General features: G+C 65.9%; 20 protein-coding genes. 8 read left to right on the forward strand and 12 right to left on the reverse strand.

The window, feature by feature from the left end:
* Position 1: 1 nt before the first annotated feature.
* Entirely contained in the window at positions 2–1,030 is a 1,029-nt protein-coding gene (locus ML401_RS06715; protein ID WP_211418363.1) for a YcjF family protein, read from the reverse strand.
* On the reverse strand, positions 1,027–2,496 hold the full coding sequence (locus ML401_RS06720) for a YcjX family protein (RefSeq protein ID WP_211418362.1): 1,470 nt from the start codon (positions 2,494–2,496) through the stop codon (positions 1,027–1,029). The genes ML401_RS06715 and ML401_RS06720 overlap by 4 nt, the downstream gene beginning before the upstream one ends.
* 181 nt (positions 2,497–2,677) lie before the next feature.
* On the opposite strand from ML401_RS06720, the gene ML401_RS06725 reads away from it, so the two are divergent.
* Both ML401_RS06725 and ML401_RS06730 read left to right on the forward strand, forming a co-directional pair.
* On the forward strand, positions 2,678–3,373 hold the full coding sequence (locus tag ML401_RS06725) for a hemolysin III family protein (protein ID WP_211418361.1): 696 nt from the start codon (positions 2,678–2,680) through the stop codon (positions 3,371–3,373).
* A 66-nt stretch (positions 3,374–3,439) separates the two neighbouring features.
* Positions 3,440–4,234, forward strand: coding sequence for an SDR family oxidoreductase (locus ML401_RS06730; RefSeq protein WP_285810828.1), 795 nt, complete (start codon positions 3,440–3,442; stop codon positions 4,232–4,234).
* A gap of 186 nt (positions 4,235–4,420) precedes the next feature.
* Here the strand turns inward: ML401_RS06730 and ML401_RS06735 are convergent, their stop codons facing one another.
* Positions 4,421–4,876 carry a MarR family winged helix-turn-helix transcriptional regulator gene (locus ML401_RS06735; RefSeq protein WP_285810830.1) on the reverse strand — a complete coding sequence of 152 codons (456 nt, stop codon included), beginning with the start codon at positions 4,874–4,876 and terminating at the stop codon, positions 4,421–4,423.
* Positions 4,877–4,952: 76 nt separating this feature from the next.
* On the opposite strand from ML401_RS06735, the gene ML401_RS06740 reads away from it, so the two are divergent.
* Complete coding sequence (locus ML401_RS06740) at positions 4,953–5,729, forward strand: SDR family NAD(P)-dependent oxidoreductase (RefSeq protein WP_285810832.1); 777 nt, start codon at positions 4,953–4,955, stop codon at positions 5,727–5,729.
* 13 nt (positions 5,730–5,742) lie between these two features.
* On the opposite strand, the gene mdlC is transcribed toward ML401_RS06740, so the two are convergent.
* The 4 genes from mdlC to ML401_RS06760 all read right to left on the reverse strand — a co-directional run bounded on the left by mdlC (position 5,743) and on the right by ML401_RS06760 (position 10,594).
* Positions 5,743–7,365, reverse strand: coding sequence for a benzoylformate decarboxylase (mdlC, locus tag ML401_RS06745; protein ID WP_285810838.1), 1,623 nt, complete (start codon positions 7,363–7,365; stop codon positions 5,743–5,745).
* Positions 7,366–7,445: 80 nt separating this feature from the next.
* Positions 7,446–8,297 (reverse strand): MaoC family dehydratase N-terminal domain-containing protein, encoded by an 852-nt coding sequence (locus tag ML401_RS06750; RefSeq protein WP_285810839.1) that lies wholly within the window; start codon positions 8,295–8,297, stop codon positions 7,446–7,448.
* A 14-nt stretch (positions 8,298–8,311) separates the two neighbouring features.
* Positions 8,312–9,415, reverse strand: a complete 1,104-nt coding sequence (locus tag ML401_RS06755; RefSeq protein ID WP_211418355.1) for a CaiB/BaiF CoA-transferase family protein — start codon at positions 9,413–9,415, stop codon at positions 8,312–8,314.
* Between the two features lie 9 nt (positions 9,416–9,424).
* The gene (locus tag ML401_RS06760) at positions 9,425–10,594 is read right to left on the reverse strand and encodes an acyl-CoA dehydrogenase family protein (RefSeq protein WP_259216357.1); all 1,170 of its coding nucleotides are present in this window, start codon (positions 10,592–10,594) and stop codon (positions 9,425–9,427) included.
* A 125-nt stretch (positions 10,595–10,719) separates the two neighbouring features.
* On the opposite strand from ML401_RS06760, the gene ML401_RS06765 reads away from it, so the two are divergent.
* Positions 10,720–11,640, forward strand: coding sequence for a LysR substrate-binding domain-containing protein (locus ML401_RS06765; protein WP_211418353.1), 921 nt, complete (start codon positions 10,720–10,722; stop codon positions 11,638–11,640).
* 230 nt (positions 11,641–11,870) lie between these two features.
* On the opposite strand, the gene ML401_RS06770 is transcribed toward ML401_RS06765, so the two are convergent.
* Entirely contained in the window at positions 11,871–13,145 is a 1,275-nt protein-coding gene (locus ML401_RS06770) for a cytochrome P450 (protein WP_285810841.1), read from the reverse strand.
* 63 nt (positions 13,146–13,208) lie between these two features.
* Positions 13,209–14,474, reverse strand: a complete 1,266-nt coding sequence (locus tag ML401_RS06775) for a cytochrome P450 (protein WP_211418351.1) — start codon at positions 14,472–14,474, stop codon at positions 13,209–13,211.
* A 292-nt stretch (positions 14,475–14,766) separates the two neighbouring features.
* On the opposite strand from ML401_RS06775, the gene ML401_RS06780 reads away from it, so the two are divergent.
* Together ML401_RS06780 and ML401_RS06785 are read left to right on the forward strand one after the other, a co-directional pair.
* Positions 14,767–15,921, forward strand: a complete 1,155-nt coding sequence (locus ML401_RS06780; protein ID WP_374762338.1) for a DUF898 family protein — start codon at positions 14,767–14,769, stop codon at positions 15,919–15,921.
* Between the two features lie 3 nt (positions 15,922–15,924).
* Positions 15,925–17,037 (forward strand): M48 family metallopeptidase, encoded by a 1,113-nt coding sequence (locus tag ML401_RS06785; RefSeq protein WP_285810843.1) that lies wholly within the window; start codon positions 15,925–15,927, stop codon positions 17,035–17,037.
* Between the two features lie 224 nt (positions 17,038–17,261).
* Here ML401_RS06785 and upp read toward each other — a convergent pair whose 3' ends face one another.
* The 3 genes from upp to ML401_RS06800 form a co-directional block, all read right to left on the reverse strand.
* Entirely contained in the window at positions 17,262–17,891 is a 630-nt protein-coding gene (gene upp, locus ML401_RS06790) for a uracil phosphoribosyltransferase (protein ID WP_211418349.1), read from the reverse strand.
* A gap of 159 nt (positions 17,892–18,050) precedes the next feature.
* A complete protein-coding gene (locus ML401_RS06795) occupies positions 18,051–19,289 on the reverse strand; it encodes a URC4/urg3 family protein (protein WP_285810845.1) in 1,239 nt (412 codons plus the stop codon).
* Between the two features lie 7 nt (positions 19,290–19,296).
* Positions 19,297–20,553 (reverse strand): GTP cyclohydrolase II, encoded by a 1,257-nt coding sequence (locus tag ML401_RS06800; RefSeq protein WP_212068106.1) that lies wholly within the window; start codon positions 20,551–20,553, stop codon positions 19,297–19,299.
* A gap of 322 nt (positions 20,554–20,875) precedes the next feature.
* On the opposite strand from ML401_RS06800, the gene ML401_RS06805 reads away from it, so the two are divergent.
* Entirely contained in the window at positions 20,876–22,000 is a 1,125-nt protein-coding gene (locus ML401_RS06805; RefSeq protein ID WP_285810847.1) for a threonine synthase, read from the forward strand.
* 106 nt (positions 22,001–22,106) lie between these two features.
* Positions 22,107–22,925, forward strand: a complete 819-nt coding sequence (locus tag ML401_RS06810) for a class I SAM-dependent methyltransferase (protein ID WP_285810849.1) — start codon at positions 22,107–22,109, stop codon at positions 22,923–22,925.
* Positions 22,926–22,953 lie beyond the last annotated feature (28 nt).

Below are 22,953 nucleotides of genomic sequence, written 5' to 3' on the forward strand. Positions count from 1 at the left end.
GCTACTCCTCCCCATCCTTCTTCCGCAGCAGATCGCTCGCCAGATCCGACAGCTTTGGCGGCGGCAGCGCCGCAAACGGTAGCGGCCTCGTGACGTCGATCGCGGCCAGCCCCAGCCGCGCCGTCAGCAATCCATTCAGCACGCCTTCGCCGAGCCGCTGCGACAGCTTCGCCGCGATGCCATGGCCGAGCATCTGCTGCACCAGGCTGTCGCTCGCGGCCATGCCGCCGGTGATGGCGAGATGGGCGATGACGTGGCGCAGCAGGCGGATCATGCCGAGCGCGCCGGGACGGCCGCCGTAGAGATAGGCGAGCTGGCGGATCAGTCGCAGCGCGGCGACGAACACGAACAGCACGTCGATCGCCGCACGCGGGCTCACGGCGGTGACGATCGAAACTTTCTGCGCGGCAGACGACACCAGACGCCGCGCCTCTGCATCCAGCGGCGACATCAGCTCGCGCTCGGCGAGCCGGATCATGTCCGCGCCGTCGATGATCTCGCCGGTGTGGCTCTCAAGCGTGGCGCGGGCGCGCGCCAGCTGCGGGTTCTGGTGCGCGATCTTGAGCAGATCCTGCACGATGACGCGGCTCTCCTTGCGGTCGTCGTTGGCAAGCACGGCCGCTGCGCGCGCATGCAGCTTCTCGATCGTTGCAAGGCGCGCGAGCCCGAACGCCTCGCGCCCGATCACGACGGCCAGCGCCAGCGCGGTGACGGAGGCGAAGGCGAGGCCGACGAAGCCAAGCGTCTCGCTGCGGGCGAACAGATCCTCGACCAGATGGACTACGCCCAGTCCGGTGCCGAGCAGCGTCAGACCGGCAAGTCCAGACCAGAACAGCGTGCCCCAGGGAAAGCCACGCCGCGCCGGCAGCGCGGCCGCGATCGGCACGGGCAGCGCCTGCGGATCGTGCTCCGGCGTGATCTGGATGGTGGCGCGGCCGAGCCGGCTGGTCTCGTCGGCTTCGGTGACGACGACGCCGGGATCGTCGAGCCGGAACGTCGCCGGCCGCCGCGGCGGGGATCGGTCGTTCATGCGAGCTTGTCTCCGATCAGGAACTGCAAGGCGCGGTCGAGGCGGATGTGTGGCAGCGCGGGCTCGCTATGTCCCTCGGGCTCGAGCCTTGGCGGACGGAAGCGCAGGAAGCGGAAATCGCTCTTGCCGGCAGTCTCGGTGGAGAGGCCGCGGAACGCATCACGGCCGTTGAACAGCGGTTCGGGATCCAGAGGCAAGTCGCCTGGAAAGGTCGCCACTTCCGTATTGCCGTCGAAGAACTCGCCGCCGGCACTTTCACCCGCGGCCGGCGTTCCCAGGATCGACGGTAGTTTGTCGCGGCCGCGCGCGACCTGCGCCTCTCGCGTGGCGCGCACGGCGGCCAGCGCCACCACGTCGATGGAAGCGCCGGTCGTCTCCGCGCGCGCGACGGCGCCCGAGACGGCGCGGCGCAGCACCGCCTCCAGCCGGTCGTGGCTGGAATGATGCAGATGGTCCGCCTTGGTCGCCGCGAACAGGATGCGGTCGATGCGCGGCCGGAACAGGCTGGAGAGGATCGTGCTGCGGCCGATGTTGAAGCAATCGAGAATGCCGGCGAGCGCGGCTTCGAGATCATGCAGCGCCTCGGGACCGGAGTTGAACGCGGACAGCGCGTCTGCCAGCACGATCTGGCGATCGAGCCGGGCAAAATGATCGCGGAAGAACGGCCGCACCACGACGTCCTTGTAGGCCTCGAAGCGGCGCACCATCATCGCCCACAGCGATCCCTCGCCAGCCTGCCTGCCGATGGGCACGTCGAGCGGTGCAAAGGTCAGCGCCGGGGAGCCTGCGAGATTGCCGGGCATCAGGAAGCGGCCGGGCGGCAACAGGCTCATCGCGAAGCGCTCGTCGCGGCAGGCGCGCAGATAATCGGTGAACAGCTTCGCCGCGGTGAGCGTCGCCTGCTCGTCCTCGCGCGCGTCGGGCTTGAGCGTTGCGAGATGCGCGTGCCATTCGCCCGCAAGATGCGCGCGCGGCGCCTCGCGCGACAGCGCAAGACTTTCCGCCGACCATTGCTCGAAACTCTTCTGCAGCAGCGGCAGGTCGAGTAGCCATTCGCCGGGATAGTCGACGATGTCGAGCGTCAGCGTGCGGTCGGCGCCGTTCGGGCGCTGATAGTCGATGACGAGGCGGAGCTCGCTGATGTCGACGGTCGAGTTCGGCCAGCGCCGTTCCTCGACCAGTGCGCGCAGATGGCTCTCATAGGCAAAGCGCGGCACGGCATCGTCGGGCTGCGGCGCCAGATGCGCTCGCGCGATCCGGCCCGAGGCATAGGCCTCGAACACCGGAAACCGGCCGCCGCGTGTGAGGCCGTGGATCAGCGCAGTGATGAACACGGTCTTGCCGGCGCGCGACAGGCCGGTCACCCCGAGCCGCACCGTCGGGTTGAAGAAGTGCTCGCCATAGTCGATTAGCGCCTGCGCGGACAAGCGCGCTTCTTCGACCATATCCTGGAAACTGAATGCCATGTGAACGTTGAAGGACCGTGGGCGGGCGGAAATGTGTGAGACCGATCACAAAAGTGGCAATTGCGTGAGGAAAATCAAGCTCCATACTTCCACCGTCTTTATCGGAAAATCAGCCGTTTGAACGACGCGCCGGTCCCGAAACACCCATAGAAGAGGGCATTACCTCATTTTGCGGATTGCCATGACCGTCTTCCAACTGAAACAGCTTGCGTCCAATTCTGTCCACGCCGCGGCCGACGTGATCGGCTGGCACTACGACCGCGCCGAGCTCATTGCCGACGGCATCATTCATGCGATCGGCGTGCTCTCCGGCCTCATTGCCGCGACGGTGCTGGTGGTGCTGACGGCGATCTACGCCGATGCGACCGACATCGTCGGTGTCTCGATCTACGTCGCCGGCCTGCTCTCGATGCTGGTGCTGTCGGCGACCTATAATCTCTGGCCGGTGTCGCCGGCCAAATGGCTGCTGCGGCGGTTCGATCATTCCGCGATCTATTTGTTGATCGCGGCGACCTACACGCCGTTCATCCTGGAGGTGAAGGACAGCGGGTTCGCGCTGGTGCTGCTCGCCGGCGTCTGGTGCGTCGCCATCACAGGCATCGTGCTGAAGCTGTTCTATCCCGGCCGGTTCGACCGCGTCTCGGTCGGCATTTACCTTGCAATGGGTTGGAGCGGCGTGATGCTCTACGACGCCGTGGTCCAGGCGTTGCCCGCGGTGGTGCTGGGCCTCATCCTGGCTGGCGGGCTGCTCTACAGTTTTGGCGTGATCTTCCACGCCTGGCGGCGGCTGCGCTTCCAAAATGCGATCTGGCACGGCTTTGTCTTGGCCGGCGCGGCGTGCCATTATACCGCGGTGCTCGACCTCGTGTTGAGCTGAGCAGGCTCCGCGCCGCGGAATAAGCGGCCGCGGTCTCAAGCGGTATAAGACGAGAGGAGACGTCGCATGCAGGTGACCGGCAAGGTCGTGGTCGTCACGGGCGGCGCAAACGGCATCGGCAAGGCGCTGTGCGAGGCGTTTTACAATGCGGGCGCGGCCAAGGTCGTCGTCGCGGACATGGACGCCGCCAATGCGCGGGCGGTCGCAGCCATGGTGGATGGCGCGGCCTTCAAATGCGATGTCGCGCAGGAAAAGGACATTGCGCACGTCATCGAGGAGACCGAGCGGCAGTTCGGGCCCATTGATCTGTTTTGTTCGAACGCCGGCATCGGCGGCGGCTTCGATCCGATGTCGGTCAATGCCGGCGGCGCCTCCGACGAGCCGTGGCAGCGCAGCTGGGCGATCCACGTCATGGCCCACGTCTACGCGGCGCGCCATCTGATCCCGCGCATGAAGGCGCGCGGCGGCGGCTATTTCCTCAACACCATCTCGGCCGCGGGCCTGTTGTCGCAGGTCGGCAGCCCCGCTTATTCGACGACCAAGCACGCCGCGGTCGGCTTTGCCGAGAATCTCGCGATCTCGCACAAGGCTGACAACATCAAGGTCTCGATCCTCTGCCCGCAGGGCGTCGACACCAACATGCTGCGCTCGATCCCGAAGGGCCCGCAATCCGGCGACGGCGATCTCACCCCCGAGCAGGTCGCCAGGGACGTGCTCGCCGGCCTCGAGCAGGAGACCTTCCTGATCCTGCCGCACCCCCAGGTGCTCGGCTACATGCGCAAGAAGACCGAGAATTACGATCGCTGGATCGGCGGCATGGCCAAGATCCAGGCCCGGATGCGGGAAGAGTTCGGGAAGTAGCATAGGGGAGTTGCCGGCACGCTGTCGCCCCCTTAACAGGTGTCGTCCCCGCGAACGCGGGGACCCATAACCCCAGGGAGAAGTTGGGCGAAGACTGGTAGTGTGACTTCCCGCGGTACACACACCTCCGCTTATCGATAGATCACGCGGCATGGGTCCCCGCGTTCGCGGGGACGACACCGGTGGTTAGGCTATCGCCTCATCCTCCATCCGGCTCGCCCGCAGCGCCCGCGCATAGAGCCTCATCCCCTCGCGCACCTTGCGCTGCTCGGTCTCCGTCAGCGCCGCCAGCGCGCCGCGCACCTGCTGGCGGCCGAAGGCGTGCAGCGCCTCCAGCGTGCGCCGGCCTTTCGTCGTCAGCGACAGCCGCTTGCTGCGGGCATCATTCTCATCCGGCGTCTCGCGCAGCTCGCCGCAGTCGATCAGCTTGCGCACCAGACGGCTGACGCTGGACTTCTCCAGACGCAGGAAATCGCCGAGCTCTCCCGAGGTCATGGGGCCGCGGATGCCGATCTCCAAAATGGTGTGCACGGCCGACGGCGGATAGTCCGATGCCGCCACCGTCGCATCCATGAAGCCGAGCTCGCGCACCATCAGGCGCGAGGCGGCGCGAATGTCGTCGATCAGCGCAAGCTCGGCCATCTTGACTCCCGGCGTATAGTTGTACCATACAACTATATGTGCGCAACGGTGCGCGCAAGTGTTTTTGGAGTGGACCATGAGCGGAGCCTTGCCGACGGGGATGCGGATGACGGGCAAGGTCTGCCTGGTCACCGGCGGCGGCAGCGGGATCGGCCGCGCCACCGCGCTGCGGATGGCCGCCGAGGGCGCCGCGGCGATCATCGTCGCCGGCCGGCGCGAGGCCGAGATCGAGGCGACCGCCGCAGCGTGCCGCGAGCTTGGCGCGGAGGCAATCGCGTGTCGGACCGACATCACCCGAGAGGACGAGGTCGTACGCCTCGTCGGCACCGCTATCGAACGTTGCGGTCGTCTCGACGTCGCCTTCAACAATGCCGGCTTCCAGGAGCGCCGCGCACCGCTGGAGGAGCAGGGCACGGATATCTACGACAGCGTGTTCGACACCAATGTCCGCGCGCTGTTCCTGTGCCTGCGCCACCAATTGCCGGTCATGCTCGCGCAGGGACGCGGCAGCATCGTGGTCAATGCCTCGGTCAGCGGCGTGCGCAATCCCAATCCCGGCTTCTCGCTCTATTCGGCCTCGAAGGCGGCCGCGATCTCGCTGACGCGCTCGGCCGCGCTGGAGAACGCCCCGCGCGGCATCCGCATCAACGCCATCGCGCCCGGCCGCGTCGTCACCGACATGATGCTGCGCGCCGGCGTCGGCGACGTCGCAACGGTCAGCGCGGGATTGCCGCTACGGCGCATGGGCAGCCCGGAGGAGGTGGCGGAAGCGGTGGTGTGGCTGTCCTCGGATGCGTCATCCTATGTGGTCGGGCACGTGCTGGCGGCGGACGGGGGATTCCTGGCGTCGTAGCGCGACGACATCATCAATGCTTCTGCCCGTACAGCACCGGCACCGCCGAATCCACGACGACCTCGACGAGGCTCGTCCCTTCATGCGCCAAGCCGCGATTGAGGGCTTCGCCGAGCTCCGCAGCCTTTGTCACCCGCACGGCATGGCAGTTCATGCCCTCGGCGAGCCGCACGAAATCGATCCCCGGCAGCTCCAGCCCGGGCACATTGCGCACCTGCATCACCTGGCTGAACGAGCGCATCGCGCCGTAGCCGGAATTGTTGATGACGACAATGGTGAGCGGCAGCTTGCGCTGCACGGCGGTCCACAGCGCCTGGATCGAATACATCGCCGAGCCGTCGCCGATCAGACAGACCGTGCGCTGCTTCGGCTTGCCGAGCGCCATGCCGACGGCGGCGGGCAGCGAATAGCCGAGGCCGCCGCTGGCCATCGTGTAGAAGGAATCCTGGCCCGGCATCGGCATGAATTTTTGCATCGCCGGCCGATGCGAAGGAACCTCCTCGACGACCGACGTGCCCTCCGGCATCGCCTGCGACAGCGAGTGTAGCAGGAACTCGACCGGCAGCGGATCGGCCGCTTGCGGCGCCGGCGGCAGCGTGCGGCCCTTGGGTACCGCGCGCTTGCTCTCGGGCAGCAGCTCGAGCAGCATACCTAGCGCCGGCCTCATCGTCGCGATGATGCTGGTGCCGACCGGGGTCACCGCGGCGGCATCCGCATCGTCCGTGATCTGGAAGATGGTCGCGCCGCCGTCGAAGATCGCGGCATGGCCCTCGACATGGAAGGTGAACACCGGCGCGCCGATCACGACGACGAGATCGTGTTCGCGCAGCGCGTCGGAGAGCTGCGCGGGCGAGGCGTGCAAGAACCCTGCGAACTGCGGATGCCGCTCGGGGAACGAGCAGCGCGCCGAGAACGGGCTGACCCAGACGCTGGCCTTGGCCTTCTCGGCGACGCGCACCATCAGGTCCACAGCGTCGGCGCGATCCACGCCGGGGCCGACGACGAGGGCAGGGTGCTTTGCGCCGGCGAGCGCCGCGACCAGCGCCTTCATGGCGTCAGGCTCGGGCCCGATCTCGCGGCTGACCTTGCGCGCTTCCACCGACGCGGTCGCATGCGCCCAGTCGTCGATCGGGATCGACACGAAGGTCGGTCCGCACGGTGGCTGCATCGCGGTGTAATAGGCCCGTGCGATCGCGGCCGGCACGTCCTCGGGCCGCGCCGGCTCGACGCTGTATTTGACATAAGGCCGCGGAAACTCGGAGGCGCGCTCGGCATAGAGGAACGCCTGCAGCGGCAGGATCGAGCGCGCCTGCTGGCCCGCGGTGATCACGAGCGGGGTCTGGTTGCGATGCGCGGTGTAGATGTTGCCGAGCGCGTTGCCGACGCCGGCCGCCGAATGCAGATTGACGAAGCCCGCATTGCGCGTCGCCTGCGCGTAGCCGTCGGCCATGCCGACGGCGGACGCTTCCTGCAGCGCCAGCACATAGTCGATGTCGTCGGGCCAGTCGGACAGGAATGGCAGCTCGGTCGAGCCGGGATTGCCGAACACTTTTGTGATGCCGAAGGCACGCAGCAGGTCGAGCGTCGCCTGCTTGACGGTGACGGACTTTCTGCCGGTCTTGCCGTTCTTGGCCATGGTTTCCGTCCCCGAATGCTTTTATTGAGCCGTCATTCCGGCGCGATGCTTCGCATCGCCACGGAATGACGGTGTATTTATCACCAAACCGCCGTCCCCTTCATCGTCGGCTGCCCCTCCGCGTTCGCAGTCCACAGCTCCATGCCAGCCTCGGTCTCGTTGGCATTCACCGAGAACTCGCTGCCCTCGAACAGCGGCTGCAGCCCGCGATAGGTGAACTTCTTCGGCGCCTTGCCGCCGCGCAGTTTTGCCGCCATCTCGATGATCAGCGCGGCCTGCAACGGTCCGTGGAAGATCAGGCCCGGATAGCCCTCGACCTTGGTGACGTAGTCGCGGTCGTAATGAATGCGATGGCCGTTGAAGGTCAGGGCGGAATAGCGGAACAGCAGCACGGGATCGGAGACATGGGTCTCGCGGTGCTGCGCCTTCGGCGGCGGAGGTGGAGCCTTGCCGCTCGCGGATGCGTTGCTCGTCATCTCGCGATAGACGATGTCCTGCCGCTCGCGGATGGCAGTGCCGCGCGGCGAGGAAATGCTGTGCTCGACCGAGACGAAGCACAGCGTGCCGGTCGAGCCCGTCTTCACTTGCACATCGGCGATACGCGAGGTCCGCGTCGATTCATCGCCGACCTGCAGCGGCTGCAGGAACTCGATCTCGCCGCCGGCCCACATCCGGCGCGGCAGCGGCACCGGCGGCAGGAAGCCGCCGCGGGTGGGGTGGCCGTCGGGCCCGAGCATCGACATCGGAAACACCGGCTGGGCCAGGCACCAATGCACGGTGAACGGGGCGGCATCGCCCTTCCGGGGTTCGCCGACGTCCTGGAACAGCGTCGCGCGCAAACCCATGACGAGCTGCGCGGTGACGATGTCGGTCGCCTCCGTGCTGCGGCCGATCCATTGCCGCAAGTGATCGATATCGAGCTTCTCGGTCATGACGCCTCGCTCTGTTACTTCTTGGACGTTGGCTTCTCGCCGATCGCCGGCACGGCGCCATAGCTGCGCGTCTCGCCGACGATGATCGGCGCCGGCGCAGGATAGCTGACGCGCCCGTTCGGCGTGTCGACCTCGATGCGGCGCAGATGCGGATGGTTGGTGAGATCGGCCATGGTGTTGACCTCGGCAAAGGCGATGTCGGCGTCCGACAGCCGCTTCAAGAGCTCGTCGCGCGTCATCTTGCCGAAGATATTTGCGACCGTCGTGTCCGTGAAGTCGCGGTTACGCACGCGCTCGACCATGTTGGCGACACGGGGATCGGCGGGCAGGTCGGGCTGATCGAGCACCTTGGCGCAGAGCGTCTTCCACTCGCGCTCGCTCTGGATCGAGATCAGGATGTCCTTGCCGTCCCTGGAGGTGAACACGCCATAGGGTGCGATCGAGGGATGGCGCAGGCCCATGCGCTTGGGCGGGTTGCCGGCCTCGGAGTTGAGCAGCGGCACAGTGCACCAGTCCGCCATCACGTCGAACATGGAGATGCGGATGTCGGCGCCCTTGCCGGTGCGTCCGCGGGCGATCAGCGCTTCCAGGATCGCCGCATGCGCGGTGGCGCCGGTCGCGACGTCCACGATCGACATGCCGACACGCGAGGCGCCATCAGGGTTGCCGGTGATCGAGGCAAGCCCGCTCTCGGCCTGGATCAGCAGATCATAGGCCTTGCGGTGCGCGTAGGGGCCTTCGTCGCCATAGCCGGTGATGGTGCAGGAGATCAGCTTCGGATAGTCCTTCAAAAGCCGCTCGCGCGAGAATCCCAGCTTGTCCATCGAGCCCGGCTTCAGGTTCTGGATCAGCACGTCGGCATTTGCGATCAGCGTTTCCAGCTCGTCGCGGCCTTCCTTGGTCGTGAGATCGACCACGGCGGATTGCTTGCCGCGGTTGAGCCAGACGAAATAGCTGCTCTGGCCCTTGGCCGCCGCGTCATAGCCGCGGGCGAAATCGCCCTCGGGCCGCTCGATCTTGATCACCTCCGCGCCGGCGTCCGCCAGCCGTGAGGAGCAGAACGGCGCCGCGACCGCCTGCTCGACCGCAATCACCCTGATCCCGTCCAGTGCTCCCATGACGTGGCCTCAGTATGAGCGCGGCATGCCGAGCACATGCTCGGCGACGTAGGACAGCACGAGGTTGGTCGAGATCGGCGCGACCTGATAGAGCCGCGTCTCGCGGAATTTGCGCTCGACGTCGTATTCCTCGGCAAAGCCGAAGCCGCCATGGGTCTGGATGCAGGCATTCGCCGCTTCCCAGGATGCGTCCGCCGCCAGCATCTTGGCCATGTTGGCCTCCGCGCCGCAATCGAGCCCGGCCTCGTATTTGCGCGTGGCCTCCTTCACCATCAGCTCGGCTGCGCGCATCGAGGCGTAGGCCTTGGCGATCGGGAACTGGATGCCTTGATTCTGGCCGATCGGACGACCGAACACGGTGCGGTCCTTGGCGTAGTTCGTCGCCTTGGCGATAAACCATTTGGCGTCACCGACGCATTCGGCTGCGATCAGGATGCGCTCGGCATTCATGCCGGAGAGGATATAGCGAAAACCCTTGCCTTCCTCGCCGATCAGATTCTCCGCCGGCACCTTCATGTCGGTGAAGAACACTTCGGTGGTGGCGTGATTCATCATGGTGCGGATCGGGCGGATCTCGAGGCCATTGTTCTTGGCCTCGCGCATGTCGACGATGAACACCGACAGGCCATCGGTGCGCTTCTTGGCCTGCTCCTTCGGCGTGGTGCGTGCCAGCAGCACCATCAAATCGGAATGCTCGGCGCGGCTGGTCCAGATCTTCTGGCCGTTGACGATGTAGCTGTCGTTGCCTTCCTTGCGCGCGAAGGTCTTCAGCGAAGTGGTGTCGGTGCCACTGGTCGGCTCGGTGACGCCGAAGGCCTGCAGGCGCAATTCGCCGCTCGCGATCTTCGGCAGATATTTTGCCTTCTGCTCGGCATTGCCGTGCCTGAGCACGGTGCCCATCGTGTACATCTGGGCATGACAGCCGCCGCCGTTGCAGCCCGCACGCTGGATCTCTTCCAGGATCGCCGCCGCGGCCGACAGCTTCAGGCCCGCACCGCCGTATTCCTCGGGGATCAGCACCGAGAGATAGCCGGCCTGGGTCAATGCGTCGACGAAGGCCTTGGGGTAGGCCATCTCGCGATCGAGCTTGCGCCAATATTCGCCGGGGAACTGCGCGCAGAGCTTTGCGACGGCGTCGCGGATGTCGGCGTAATCTTCGGTGTGGTGTTCTTGACTCATGGCGTTTCCAGTTCTGGTCGGCAGTTAAGATAACGCCGGTCAATCCTCCAGCGTTGTGAAAACAACGCCAGCCCCCTATGCTCATTTGTTATAGCGTATGAAGTAGCCTTCCAGGGTTGGCAAGCATGGATTTCCGGCAGCTCAGGACCTTCAGTTGCGTGGCGGAGCTCGGCAGCCTGTCCAAGGCGTCCGACACGTTGCGCGTGGCGCAGCCCGCGCTCTCGAGGCAGATCAAGCTGCTGGAACACGAGCTGCGCACCGAACTCTTCACCCGGAACGGCCGCGGCATGGTGCTGACCGAAGCCGGCCGGCTGCTGCTGGCACGCACCTCCGGCATCGTGCGGCAGATCGACCAGATCCGCGACGACATCCAGTCGTCCCAGGGGCCGCCGTCCGGGCAAGTTGTGCTCGGCCTCGTTCCGACCGTGAGCTGCGTGCTGTCGGCGCGCTTTGCGCGGCGCTGCGTCGAAAAATTTCCCGGCATCTCGCTGCGCATCGTCGAGAGCTACAGCGGCCATCTCGTCGAATGGCTGCATCGCGGCGAGATGGACCTTGCCATCCTCTACGGCCGTTCCGCCGATCTGCATCTCAACGTCGAGAGCCTCGGGCGCGACAACATCGTCGCCGTCGGTCCGCGCGGCTGCGGCCTCGCGCGCAAGAAGAGCGTCGATATCGGCTGGCTGCTGCGGCAGCGGCTGGTGCTGCCCTCTCATTCCCACGGACTCCGCGCGCTGATCGAGCACGCGGCCGCCCAGCGCAAGATCAAGCTCAACGTCCAGCTCGAGGCGGATTCGTTCCGCGTGCTCACCAGTCTCGTCGAGGAAGGCCTCGGCTTTGCGCTGCTGCCGCCCTCGTCGGTCCATGGCGAGGTCGCGGAGGGGCGGCTGGAGACGACGGCCGTCTCGAAGCCGATGACGCGCGAGCTCATTTTCGCTTCTCCGATCGACCGCCCGGTCTCGACGGCGTCCCTGGCCGTCACGACCCTCCTGCGCGAGGAGGTCGCCGCCTGCCGCAAGGACGGCGTATGGGACATCAAGTTGAGTTAGATGTCGTGTGGTAGAACAGTCGGGCGCCGACTTGCCTTCGCATCTGGCGCGAGCTGACATGCCGGAATTTTATAGCTGGGTCGGTGACCTACCGCTCTCGTGCTGCAGATCCGGGGCCCATGTCGCTGCGAGGCCGATGCTTGCTGGGTCCCGGCTCTGCGCCGCACCGCTCCGCGCTGCGACGCGTCCGGGACACGAGCGAACAAGATGCTGTCACCGGCAATGAGAGCTCAGCCCGGTATCCGCACCGGCAGCGTCTCGTAGCCCTTGATGAAGCTCGAATAGATCCGCTTGGGCTCGCCGACCACCTCGATGCGGTCGAAGCGCTTCAGCATCTCCTCCCAGACGATCTTGAGCTGCAGCTCGGCAAGGCGCATGCCGACGCAGCGGTGGATGCCGAAGCCGAAGGAAAGATGCGTGCGCGGCCGGGGGCGGTCGATGATGAACTCGTTCGGCCTGTCGAACATCTCATCGTCACGATTGCCCGAAACGTACCACATCACGACGCGGTCGCCCTTCCTGATCTGCTTGCCGCCGATCTCGGTGTCCTGTAGCGCGGTACGCCGCATATGCGCCAGCGGGGTCTGCCAGCGGATCACCTCCGGCACCATGGAATCGATCAGCTCCGGATTGGCGCGGAGCTTGTCGTATTGCTCCGGGTTCTCGTTCAGCGCCAGCACCGAGCCGGTCATGGTGTTACGCGTGGTGTCGTTGCCGCCGACGATGAGCAGGATGATGTTGCCCATGAGATTGTCGGGGTCCATGTGGCGCGTGGCGTCGTTATGGGCCATCAGCGACAACAGATCGTTGCGCGGCGCCGAGTTGACGCGCTCGTTCCACAGCTTGGACATGTAGGCGTAGCATTCGTCCATCTCGCGGCGGCGCTCTTCGGCCGAGGCGACGATGCCGCTCTTGGGCAGCGCGGTCGAGACGTCCGACCAGCGCGTCAGCTTGCGCCGCTCCTCCCAGGGGAAGTCGAACAGGGTTGCCAGCATCTGCGTCGTCAGCTCGATCGAGACGCGCTCGACGAAGTTGAAGGTCTCGTTGCGCGGCAGATTGTCCAGCACGGTCTGCGAGCGCTCGCGGATCAGTTTCGCCAGCTCGTCCAGATGTGTCGGCGTGAACATCGGCGACACCGTCTTGCGCTGTGACGAGTGCTTGGGCTGGTCCATCGCGATGAAGCTCGGCCAGTCGTAACCCTCGGGCACGTCGCGGATCGAGATGCCGCCGAGCGTGGAATCCGAGGAGAAGATGCCGTGATTGGTGTCGACATGCATGATGTCGTTGTACTTCACCACCGACCAATAGGGCTCGATCGGAGCGTTGGTGCAGTAATGCACCGGCTCTTCCTTGCGCAGCCGCTCGAACCACGGCCACAGCGTGTCGTCTTGGAACAGCCGGGGCGCGCCGGGGTGGAATTGCGACAGCGGCGTCGCATAGGCCTCCTCGCGGGCCCGACGGATGCGTTCGGCCTTGTCCACCTTAACCGGCGCTTGGATGTTCATCGTCGTGGCTCCGTTTGTTCTTTCTCCGCCTCTGCCCCCGCTTGCGGGGAAAGGCGAGGTAACTCACGCCGCAATCTTCACCGGCAGCTCTTCGAGACCCTTCACGAAACTCGAATACACCCGCTTCGGCTCGCCCACCACGTCGATATGGTCGAACCGCTTCAGGATCTCTTCCCAGATAATCTTGAGCTGGAGTTCGGCAAGGCGCAAGCCCACGCAGCGGTGGATGCCGAAGCCGAAGGACAGGTGGGTGCGCGGGCGGGCGCGGTCGATGATGAAATCGTAGGGCTTGTCGATCGCCTCCTCGTCGCGGTTGCCCGAGACGTACCACATCACGACCTTGTCACCCTTCTTGATCTGCTTGCCGCGGAACTCGAAATCAGAGAGCGCGGTGCGGCGCATATGCGCCAGCGGCGTCTGCCAGCGGATCACTTCGGGGACGAAACTGTCGAGCAGCGCCGGGTTCTCGCGCAGCTTGCGATATTGCTCCGGATGCTGGCTCAGCGCGTGCAGCGAGCCCGACATGGTGTTGCGCGTGGTGTCGTTGCCGCCGACGATCAAAAGCACGAGATTGCCGAGGAAGTTCTTCGCATCCATGTCGCGCGTCGCGGCGCCATGCGCCATCATCGAGAGCAGGTCGCTCTTCGGCGGCTGCTCGATGCGCTCCTTCCAGAGGCGCGAGAAATAGGCCGCGCATTCCGTCAGCTCGGCCTGCCGCTCGTCCTCGGTGGCGACGAGGCCGTCGGGCCCGGGAATCGTGGTGGCGATGTCGGACCAGCGTGTCAGCTTGCGGCGGTCTTCCCAGGGGAAGTCGAACAGCACCGCTAGCATCTGCGTGGTGAGCTCGATCGAGACGCGGTCGACCCAGTCGAACACCTCGCCGCGGGGCAGATTGTCGAGGCACTCGGCCGAGCGCTTGCGGATGTTGAGCGCGAGATTGTCCAGGTGCGTCGGCGTGAACATCGGCGCCACGGTCTTGCGCTGCGCCGCATGGCGCGGCGGGTCCATCGAGATGAAGCTCTCGCGGCGCAGGTCCGGGTCGATATCGCGGATGGTGATGCCGCCGAGCGAGGAGGCCGAGGAGAACACCGCGTGGTTGGTCTCGATCTCCATGATGTCGTTGTAGCGCGTCACCGACCAATACGGCCCGAACATCGAGTCCTTGCAATAATGCACGGGGTCTTCCCGGCGCAGCCGATCGAAATACGGCCAGAACGTATCGGTCCTAAACAGCTCGGGGTCGCCCGGATCGAACTGCTCCAGCGGCAGTGACTTGGCGCGCTCGCGCAGTGCGTCGAGCTTGGCCGCGCTCTCGATGGTCCCATGCATGACCGTTCTCCCTGGCATGAACCGCGCGTTCTCGTTGAATTCTGCGCTGCGGTATTTGATTTGCAATTACAGCCGGTTGTCTGCGCCGGAGCAAGGGAGAGTTTTGCCACATCCAACTTTCGCGAGAGGGCTGCGGGCCGTCCGCGAGCGTGATCACCCGCACATCACTGTCGTGGAATCGTGACAGAAACCGACTGGAATCGAGGTAAATCGAACCCAGCCGTCCCGGGGGTCGACCAAGCCTCTGATCTATAGTTTGATTGCAACAGACCGACATCCCGAGGTTGCCGCCGTGAACGACATGCAATGGACCCCGATCGGCTCCGAGCCGCTTCCGCCGCCGCTGCCGCCCACGCGCGTCGATTTTTCCGGTAATCGCTCCGAGTTCCGGAGAATGGTCACCAAAGGTGCCATGTTGGAGCTGGTCACCTTCGGTTTCTACCGGTTCTGGCTCGTCACCGACATCCGCCGCCATCTGTGGGCGAACACCGCGATCGACGGCGATGCCGCCGAATATACCGGTCGGGCCAAGGAGCTTCTGGTCGGCTTCCTGTTCGCGCTCGCGATCCTGGTGCCGATCTACCTCGCCTACTTCCTTGTTGGCATCGAGTTCGAGCGCTGGCAGGGCTTTGCCTCGACGCCGCTGTTCATCGGCTTCTACGCCTTCGGCCAGTTCGCGATCTTTCGCGCGCGGCGCTATCGGCTGACGCGCACGGTCTGGCGCGGCGTGCGGTTCTGGATGGACGGCTCCGGCTGGGCCTATTCGTTCCGCGCCATGGCGTGGGGCTTGCTGGTGTTGCTGACGCTCGGCCTGGCGCTGCCGTGGCGCGAGGCCGCGCTCGAGCGCTACAAGATGCAGCACAGCCATTACGGTGATCTCCGCGGCGATTTCGAGGGCGACGGCTGGACCTTCTTCAAGCGCGCCTGGTGGCTGTGGCTGCTCAGCCCGATCGCGCTTTTCATCTTTCCGCTCGCGCCGTTCTTCTATGCCGAGTTCAAGGCGCGCGAATGGCGCTGGTGGCTCGACGGCATCCGCATCGGCGGCGTCAGCCTGTCCTCGAACCTGCCTCATGACGCGTTCTACGGCCTGTACTGGAAGATGATCGGCTGGTGGATGCTGCTCACGATGGCCTTCTCGGCCTATATGGGCGGCGGCGCCCTGTTGCTGGTCCAGCTGAGCGGCGTTCCGGCTGAGCAGATGCTCGGCTCCGACAATGCCGTCACGAGCATCCCGATGGTGGTGATGATGGTCATCGGCTATCTCGCCCTGGCGCTCGCGATCAATATCGTGATGCGCGTCTATCTTCAGCGCGATCTCTGGGCCAAGGTGCTGGAAACCGTCGAGGTGCACGACATCGCGGCCGCGGCGGATGTGCGCGGCAGCGGCCAGCTTGCCAGCGCGCTCGGCGAAGGTTTTGCCGATGGGCTCGATGTCGCGGGATTCTAAGCTGTGAGTGACATATCTGCCGAGGCGCCGGCGCAGTCCGCGAAGCCGACCATCTTCTTCGACGGCACCTCAAGCCGCCGGCGGCAGGTCACGCTGACGCTCGGTGATGCGCTCGAGATCGCGGAGGAGGGCGGGGCGCCGATTCGCTGGTCCTATGCCGATATCCGCCGCGCCGACAATCCGCCCGGGATCCTGCGCCTTTCGAGCATCACCGCACCGCCATTGGCGCGGCTGGAAATCCGCGACGCGGCGCTTGCGGCCGACGTGACCGCCCGTTGCCTGCGGCTCGACGAGCACCGGACCTCGCGCCGCGGTGTCGCAAAAATCGTCGGCTGGTCGGCGGCGGCCGCAATCTCCATCGTCTGCGTCGTGCTGTTCGGCGTGCCGCTCGCCGCCGACCGTCTCGCGCCGCTGGTGCCGAAACCCGTCGAACGGCGCATCGGCGACGCCGCCGAAGTGCAGATGAAGACCATCTTCGGCCGCAATGTGTGCGAAGATCCCGCAGGCAAGGCCGCCTTCACCAAGCTCGTCAACCGCCTGCGCGATGCCGCCGGTCTCGACGACGATTCCATGATGGCGGGCGTGCTGCCGACCTCGGTGCCGAACGCCTTTGCACTGCCGGGCGGCAAGGTGTTCGTGCTGAAGGGCCTGCTCGACAAGGCGGAAAGTCCCGACGAGCTCGCCGGCATCCTCGCGCACGAGCTCGGCCACCTCAAGCATTACGACAGCATGCGCGGGCTGATCTACAACGGCGGCACCTCGTTCCTGATCGGCCTGTTGTTCGGCGACGTCACCGGCTCATCCGCGGTGATTTTCGCCTCGCGCAGCGTTGTCGAAGCCTCCTATTCGCGCGAGGCGGAGACCGCCGCCGATACGTTCGCGATCGAGGTCATGCACAAGCTCGGCCGCTCGCCGAAGCCCGCTTTCGAGCTGATGTTCCGCATCACCGGCAAGGAAGGCGGCTCGAAGCTCACGACGATCCTCGCCAGCCACCCGCTGACCGAAGACCGCCTCGCCCGCATGACCCGGGAAGATCGCCCGGTGAGCGGCCCGCCGCTTCTGACGGACAAGGAGTGGCAGTCGCTGAAGGGCATTTGCGGCAGCGGGAAGATTTGAGGTGGGATGAGCTTTGAGTCGAAGCTATCGGCCGCGGGCTCGCTCTAACCTCTCCCGCTTGCGGGGGAGGTCGGCGCGTCCGGGCGATGCGAAGCATCGTCCCGCGCGCCGGGTGGGGGCTCTCGCCTCTTTGGGGGCTCGCGAGCGGAGACACCCTTACCCCAGCCCTCCCCCGCAAGCGGGAGAGGGAGTGCACCTTCTCTGTTGCTGCATCATGCTTTGAATTACCGCGTCCCGTAGGCGCGGTCGCCGGCATCGCCGAGGCCGGGCAGGATGAAGCCGTTGTCGTCGAGACCTTCGTCCACCGCCGCGGTCCAGATCGGCACGTCCGGGTGCAAGCCGCGCAGCCGTTCCAATCCTTCCGGCGCCGCGATCAGGCAGGCGAGGCGGATGTCCTTCGCGCCGCGCTCCTTCAGCCGGTCGATGGCGGCCACCGCCGTGTTGGCGGTCGCGACCACAGGCGTCACCACGATGGCGAGGCGCTCGCTGAGATCGGACGGCGATTTGAAGAAATACTCGACCGCGGCAAAGCTGTGCGGCTCGCGGTAGAGCCCGATATGGGCGACGCGCGCGGTCGGCACCAGATCCATCATGCCGTCGACGAAGGTGGTGCCGGCGCGCAGCATCGGCACGAACACCAGCTTCTTGCCGGCGATCTTGGCCGAATGCATCGTCGCCAGCGGCGTCTCGATCACGGTGTCGGCGAGCGGCAGATCGCGCGTCACCTCGTAACAGAGTAGCATGCCGATCTCCTTGATCAGCTCGCGGAACGACTTTGTCGAGATGGACTTGTCCCGCACCAGCGTCAGCTTGTGCTGCACCAGCGGATGATCGACGATCGTGACGCCTTCCATGGGATGCCTTTCTTCCTTCTCCCCTTGTGGGAGAAGGTGGCGCGAAGCGCCGGATGAGGGGTATCTTTCCGCGAACTCCAGTGAGAAATGCTCCCGCGGAAGCAACCCCTCACCCGGCTTCGCTTTCGCGAAGCCACCCTCTCCCACAAGGGGAGAGGGTTAGAACACCGTGCCGTCGCTGATCACCTTGAGCGGCGGCGAGCCGTCGGGGCGGCGCGCAAACGCGATGGCCCGGCCCGCGGCCCAGCTGCCGCCTTCCAGAATGCTGGCGAGCGGCAAGGTCTCAGGCATGCGGCCGAGCTTGACACGAACCAGTTCGGCGAGCCGGTCCAGCAGCGCCACCGTCAGCGCGCGCCATTCCACGACCAGCAGCGAATCCACCGCATGCGCGCGCTCGCCATCGACGGGATCGCGCAGGCGCAGCACCTCGTGATCGACGAACAGGCCGCCATTGCGATATTCGGCAAGGCCCGTGAGGCCGTCGATGTCGGCGACATCGATGCCGGCGCGCTGCAGCGGCTCGATCAGCGAATAGCTCAGCCATTGCGACAGCTTGTGCAGCGGCACGAGGCCTGTCGTTGCGTCGTCCGTCTTGAGCGCGGGATGGCGCCAGCAATCGCCGAGCGGGACGCCGGCAAGCTCGAGCCGCGAGGGCCAGATCGGTCCGAATTGGTTCAGCACCGCCGACAGGAGGACGGGCGCAGCGACAGCGCCGCCCTTCGCCTGCGCCGCGATATGATCGAACAGGCCGCCCGGCCGCGGCGTGTCACGCAGGCCGAAAACTTCCGCACGCCCGGCAACCAGTTGGCCCAGGCGCCGCAGCAGATCGGTGCGCCCCTCAAGTCCGAGCAGCGGATTGGCATCGTTCACCTGGAACGCCGATGTGAGCGCGGCGAGCGGCAATTTTGCCAGAACCTCGGCATCGGCCTTGAACGGCGCGCGTTCGTCGCCCGAGAACAGCCCGCTCGCGAACATGTCGAGGCTCGCGATCGCAAGTCCTTCGGACCGACCGATGCTTTCGCCCGTCGTCGCGTCCCGATATCGCCACGCAGCGCCGGCGCCGGCATCGAGCAGCACGCTGACGATGGCGAGGTCGAACTCGGCGCGCGCCCGTGCCGCGCGATCCGGCCATGATGTCGCGTCTGCAAGCCGCGCCCAGCGGTCGACGCCGCCGATCACAAAATGCCGCCAGCGCGCATGGAAGGGAATCTCCAGCGTCGGATAGGCTTTTCGCGTGACCGCGAGCACGGCCTCGGCGACGCCATCCATGCGGTCGAGATCGACAGTGAAGTGGCTCAAGCCGCCGGCAAGGCCGAGTTCGAGCATCTTGCCGGCCCGCGCGCGAACCGCTCCTGCGCTGAGCAGGGAGCGGGCCTGTTGTTCCAGAGCGTCCGCCATCGCGCGATCAGTATTTTTCCAGCGAGCGGCCGACCACGCCGTCGACGTCCTTCTCGGGCGCGATGTCGGTCGAATAATAGCCGGCGGCCTTCTTGGCGGCGATCTCGACATAGGCGTCGGCCGGGATCAGCTCCGGCGGGATCGGCACGCGCTCGACGATGTCGATGCCTTGCGAAGTCAGTGCGTCGTATTTCATGTCGCTCATCGACAGGAAGCGGTCGATCCGCTTGAGGCCGAGCCAGTGTATCGTATCCGGCATCAATTGCTGGAAGCGGGCATCCTGCACGCCGGCGACGCATTCGGTGCGCTCGAAATAGGCCGCGGCGGCGTCGCCGTCCTCCTGGCGCTTGCGCGCATTGTAGACCAGGAATTTGGTGACCTCGCCGAGCGCGCGGCCCTCTTTCCGGTTGTAGACCACGAGCCCGAGCCCGCCCTCCTGCGCGCCGCGCGCGGATTCCTCGATGCCGTGGATCAGATAGGGGCGGCAGGTGCAGATATCGGAGCCGAACACGTCGGAGCCGTTGCACTCGTCATGGACGCGGCAGGTGATCCTGGTGCGATGATCAGGCAGCTTCGTCACATCGCCGAACATGTAGACGGTGGTGCCGCCGATCGGCGGCAGGAACACCTTCATGTCCGGCCGCGTGACCAGCTCGGGGAACATGCCGGCGGTCTGCTCGAACAGCGTGCGGCGCAGCTCGGTCTCGCCGGTGCCGAAGCGCGCCGCAAGACCGGGCAGGTACCAGACCGGATCGATCGCGATCTTCACCACGGACACGCTGCCATTGGCGTGCACGACCTCGCCGTCGGCGCGCAGCCGCTTTGCCGCCAGCGCCTCGCGGATCTCCGGCAGGTCGAGCCGCGCCCGCGTCACCGCGATGCTCGGGCGGATGTCGACGCCCTCGGCGATGTCCTTGCCAAAGTTCTCGGCGACCAGATGCCCCCAGGGATCGAGCGCGACGATCTTGGTGGGATCGGTCCACTGCTCGAACGGGCCGATGGTCGCGGCCGGAAACGTGTTGGTGAGGTCGGGCCTGCGAATCGGGTCGAGCGCGCCGGCGGACACCGCAAGCGCGCGGTACATCGCGTAGGAGCCGCCATGGCTGCCGATCACGTTGCGATCGCCTGCGCGCGACACCGTGCCGATAATCGGCCCGCGCGCGCGCGCATCGGCCGCGCCCCAATGGATCGGGAAAGCGGACTTCTTGCCCGGCTCCGGATGCGAGGTGAGGCGGATGTGGTCGGTACGGTTCGCGCGGCTCATGTCCAGGCTCCCAAAACGCCAACGGCCCGCCGCTCGGACGGGCCTGGCTCGCTTGCGGCACTCTTTCGAAACGCCGGCGACGCAAGCTCAATCCAACATATTGTAACCCCGGCGCGCGACAGACAAGTTAATCGTGCGCGGCCGCCGCGGCCCATTCCCACGCCTGTCCCGATCGGGGGACGATGCCGGAACGTTCCCTATATCTATGTAATTGTTAGGATTTTTGAAGGGGTGGGCGGCGGCACCGCGGTCCGGACAGGTGACTGGATAAAACCTGCATATTCGGACATATCGACCGGATCGGCCCGCCCCGGAGACCCCCATGCCCGCCAGCTACATCGATCCCCGCAACGGACAGCTCTATCCCCTCGACCAGCCGCGCTGGTGCTCGGACGAGCGCACGCCGCTGCTGGTGACGCCGGGGGCGGGGATCTCGCGCGACGATATCGATGCGCGCACGCGCTCGCTGTGGCGTTACAAGGCCGCGCTGCCCGTGGAGATCAAGGATCCGATCACGCTCGGGGAAGGTTGCACGCCGCTGGTCCAGCAGGACTGGGGCGAGCTGCGCCCGTTGTTCAAGCTCGAATGGTTCAACCCAACCGGCAGCTTCAAGGACCGCGGCTCGGCCGTGATGCTGTCCTTCCTGCGCCAGATCGGGGTCGACGCCATTCTCGAAGACTCCTCCGGCAATGGCGGCTCGTCGATGGCGGGGCTCGGTGCTGCCGGCGGCATGCGCGTGAAGATCCTGGCGCCTGCCTCGACTTCGCCGGCCAAGATCGCACAGGTGCGCGCTTACGGCGCCGAGGTGCAGCTCGTCGAAGGCCCGCGCGAGGAATCGGAGGCCGAGGCTATCCGGCAGTCGAGCCAGATCTTCTATGCCAGCCACAATTGGCAGCCGTTCTTCCTCGAGGGGACAAAATCGCTGGCCTATGAGATCTGGGAGGATTTCGGCTTCCGCGCGCCCGACAACGTCATCGTTCCCGTCGGCGCCGGCTCGAGCCTGCTCGGCTGTGCCTTCGGCTTCCGCGAGTTGTTGAGGGCCGGCCAGATATCGAAGCTGCCGCGCCTGTTCGCGGCGCAGCCGCTGAACTGTTCGCCGATCGATGCGAGTTTTCAGGCCGGCGTCGACACGCCTGTTGCGCGCGAGGTGAGCAAGACCATCGCCGAAGGCACCGCCATCAAGCATCCGCTGCGCCTGCGCGAGATCATCGCCGCCTTGCGCGAGAGCGGCGGCGGCACGGTCGCGCTCACCGAGGACGAGATCGTCACTGCCTTGCGCCGTCTCGCGCGCCAGGGCCTGTTCGCCGAGCCGACCAGCGCCAGCGCGGCCGCGGCGCTGGACAAGCTCTCCGCGACCGGTGCGATCAAGGCAACTGAGACCACGGTCGCGGTTCTCACCGGCACGGGCCTGAAGGCGGCGACCACGGTGGCCGATCTCGTGCAATAGGGCCGCTAGGATTGCGAAGCTGCCGTGGCCGTCGTGAGCCCGCGTTGAACCTTTGGCATTCGTCGTCAGCCTCATGAAAACTGACGTCGAGCGAAGGGAGAGTTCCATGACCGCGCAAGCCCCGTTGCAGGACCCGTTTGCTGGTTTCAAGGCAGTCCAGAAAGAAGCCTGGTCGCTGTTCACGCCGATGGAGGTGTTCACGACACCCTCGGCCGCCAAGCTCGTGAGTTTCGCCGGGGTCGCTACCGGCCAAAGGCTGCTCGACGTCGGATGCGGTACCGGCGTCGCTGCGATCACGGCGGCGCGCCGCGGTGCGAAGGTCAGGGGTCTCGACCTGTCTCCGGTCTTGATCGAACGAGCCCGCGAGCACGCGCAGTTGGCGAACCTCGATGTCGACTTCACCGAAGGCGACGCCGAAAGCCTGCCCTATGGCGACAACGAGTTCGACCTGGTGCTCAGCCAGTTCGGCCACATGTTCGCGCCGCGTCCGGAGGTCGCCATCGGCGAGATGCTGCGCGTGCTGAAGCCCGGCGGCACCATCGCCTTCTCCACCTGGCCGCCGCATCTCTATGTCGGACGGATGTTCGCGTTGATCGGCCGCCATCTGCCGCCGCCCGAGGGCGTGGCATCGCCGGTGTCGTGGGGCGATCCGAAGATCGTCGCCGAACGTCTCGCAGGGAAGGCGAAGGACATCTCCTTCGAGATGGACATCATGACGCCGTCCGCGCTCAGCCCGCAGCATTTCCGCCGCACCATGGAAACCACGATCGGGCCTTTGATCAAGCTCGTCGCCCAGTACAAGGACGAGCCGGACAGACTGCGGAGTCTTCGCAGTGAGCTCGAGGCGCTGATCTCCGAATATTTCGACGGAAGCAACAACGTGATGCGCCAGCAATTCCTGATGACGAAGGCGAGGAAGGCATAATCGCCACTGCTTCTTCCTTCTTCCACAA

The organism is Bradyrhizobium sp. 62B, from assembly GCF_030272265.2.
Taxonomy (GTDB): Bacteria; Pseudomonadota; Alphaproteobacteria; order Rhizobiales; family Xanthobacteraceae; genus Bradyrhizobium.

Excerpts from the sequence above, each read along its gene's own strand:
- ML401_RS06760 (WP_259216357.1), bottom strand. The coding sequence starts at position 10,594 with ATGAGTCAAGAACACCACACCGAAGATTACGCCGACATCCGCGACGCC.
- ML401_RS06755 (WP_211418355.1), bottom strand. The coding sequence starts at position 9,415 with ATGGGAGCACTGGACGGGATCAGGGTGATTGCGGTCGAGCAGGCGGTC.
- ML401_RS06720 (WP_211418362.1), bottom strand. The coding sequence starts at position 2,496 with ATGGCATTCAGTTTCCAGGATATGGTCGAAGAAGCGCGCTTGTCCGCG.
- ML401_RS06795 (WP_285810845.1), bottom strand. The coding sequence starts at position 19,289 with ATGGCGGACGCTCTGGAACAACAGGCCCGCTCCCTGCTCAGCGCAGGA.
- ML401_RS06775 (WP_211418351.1), bottom strand. The coding sequence starts at position 14,474 with ATGCATGGGACCATCGAGAGCGCGGCCAAGCTCGACGCACTGCGCGAG.
- mdlC (WP_285810838.1), bottom strand. The coding sequence starts at position 7,365 with ATGGCCAAGAACGGCAAGACCGGCAGAAAGTCCGTCACCGTCAAGCAG.
- ML401_RS06730 (WP_285810828.1), top strand. The coding sequence starts at position 3,440 with ATGCAGGTGACCGGCAAGGTCGTGGTCGTCACGGGCGGCGCAAACGGC.
- ML401_RS06715 (WP_211418363.1), bottom strand. The coding sequence starts at position 1,030 with ATGAACGACCGATCCCCGCCGCGGCGGCCGGCGACGTTCCGGCTCGAC.
- ML401_RS06750 (WP_285810839.1), bottom strand. The coding sequence starts at position 8,297 with ATGACCGAGAAGCTCGATATCGATCACTTGCGGCAATGGATCGGCCGC.
- ML401_RS06805 (WP_285810847.1), top strand. The coding sequence starts at position 20,876 with ATGCCCGCCAGCTACATCGATCCCCGCAACGGACAGCTCTATCCCCTC.
- ML401_RS06770 (WP_285810841.1), bottom strand. The coding sequence starts at position 13,145 with ATGAACATCCAAGCGCCGGTTAAGGTGGACAAGGCCGAACGCATCCGT.
- ML401_RS06765 (WP_211418353.1), top strand. The coding sequence starts at position 10,720 with ATGGATTTCCGGCAGCTCAGGACCTTCAGTTGCGTGGCGGAGCTCGGC.
- upp (WP_211418349.1), bottom strand. The coding sequence starts at position 17,891 with ATGGAAGGCGTCACGATCGTCGATCATCCGCTGGTGCAGCACAAGCTG.
- ML401_RS06735 (WP_285810830.1), bottom strand. The coding sequence starts at position 4,876 with ATGGCCGAGCTTGCGCTGATCGACGACATTCGCGCCGCCTCGCGCCTG.
- ML401_RS06725 (WP_211418361.1), top strand. The coding sequence starts at position 2,678 with ATGACCGTCTTCCAACTGAAACAGCTTGCGTCCAATTCTGTCCACGCC.
- ML401_RS06800 (WP_212068106.1), bottom strand. The coding sequence starts at position 20,553 with ATGAGCCGCGCGAACCGTACCGACCACATCCGCCTCACCTCGCATCCG.
- ML401_RS06740 (WP_285810832.1), top strand. The coding sequence starts at position 4,953 with ATGAGCGGAGCCTTGCCGACGGGGATGCGGATGACGGGCAAGGTCTGC.
- ML401_RS06810 (WP_285810849.1), top strand. The coding sequence starts at position 22,107 with ATGACCGCGCAAGCCCCGTTGCAGGACCCGTTTGCTGGTTTCAAGGCA.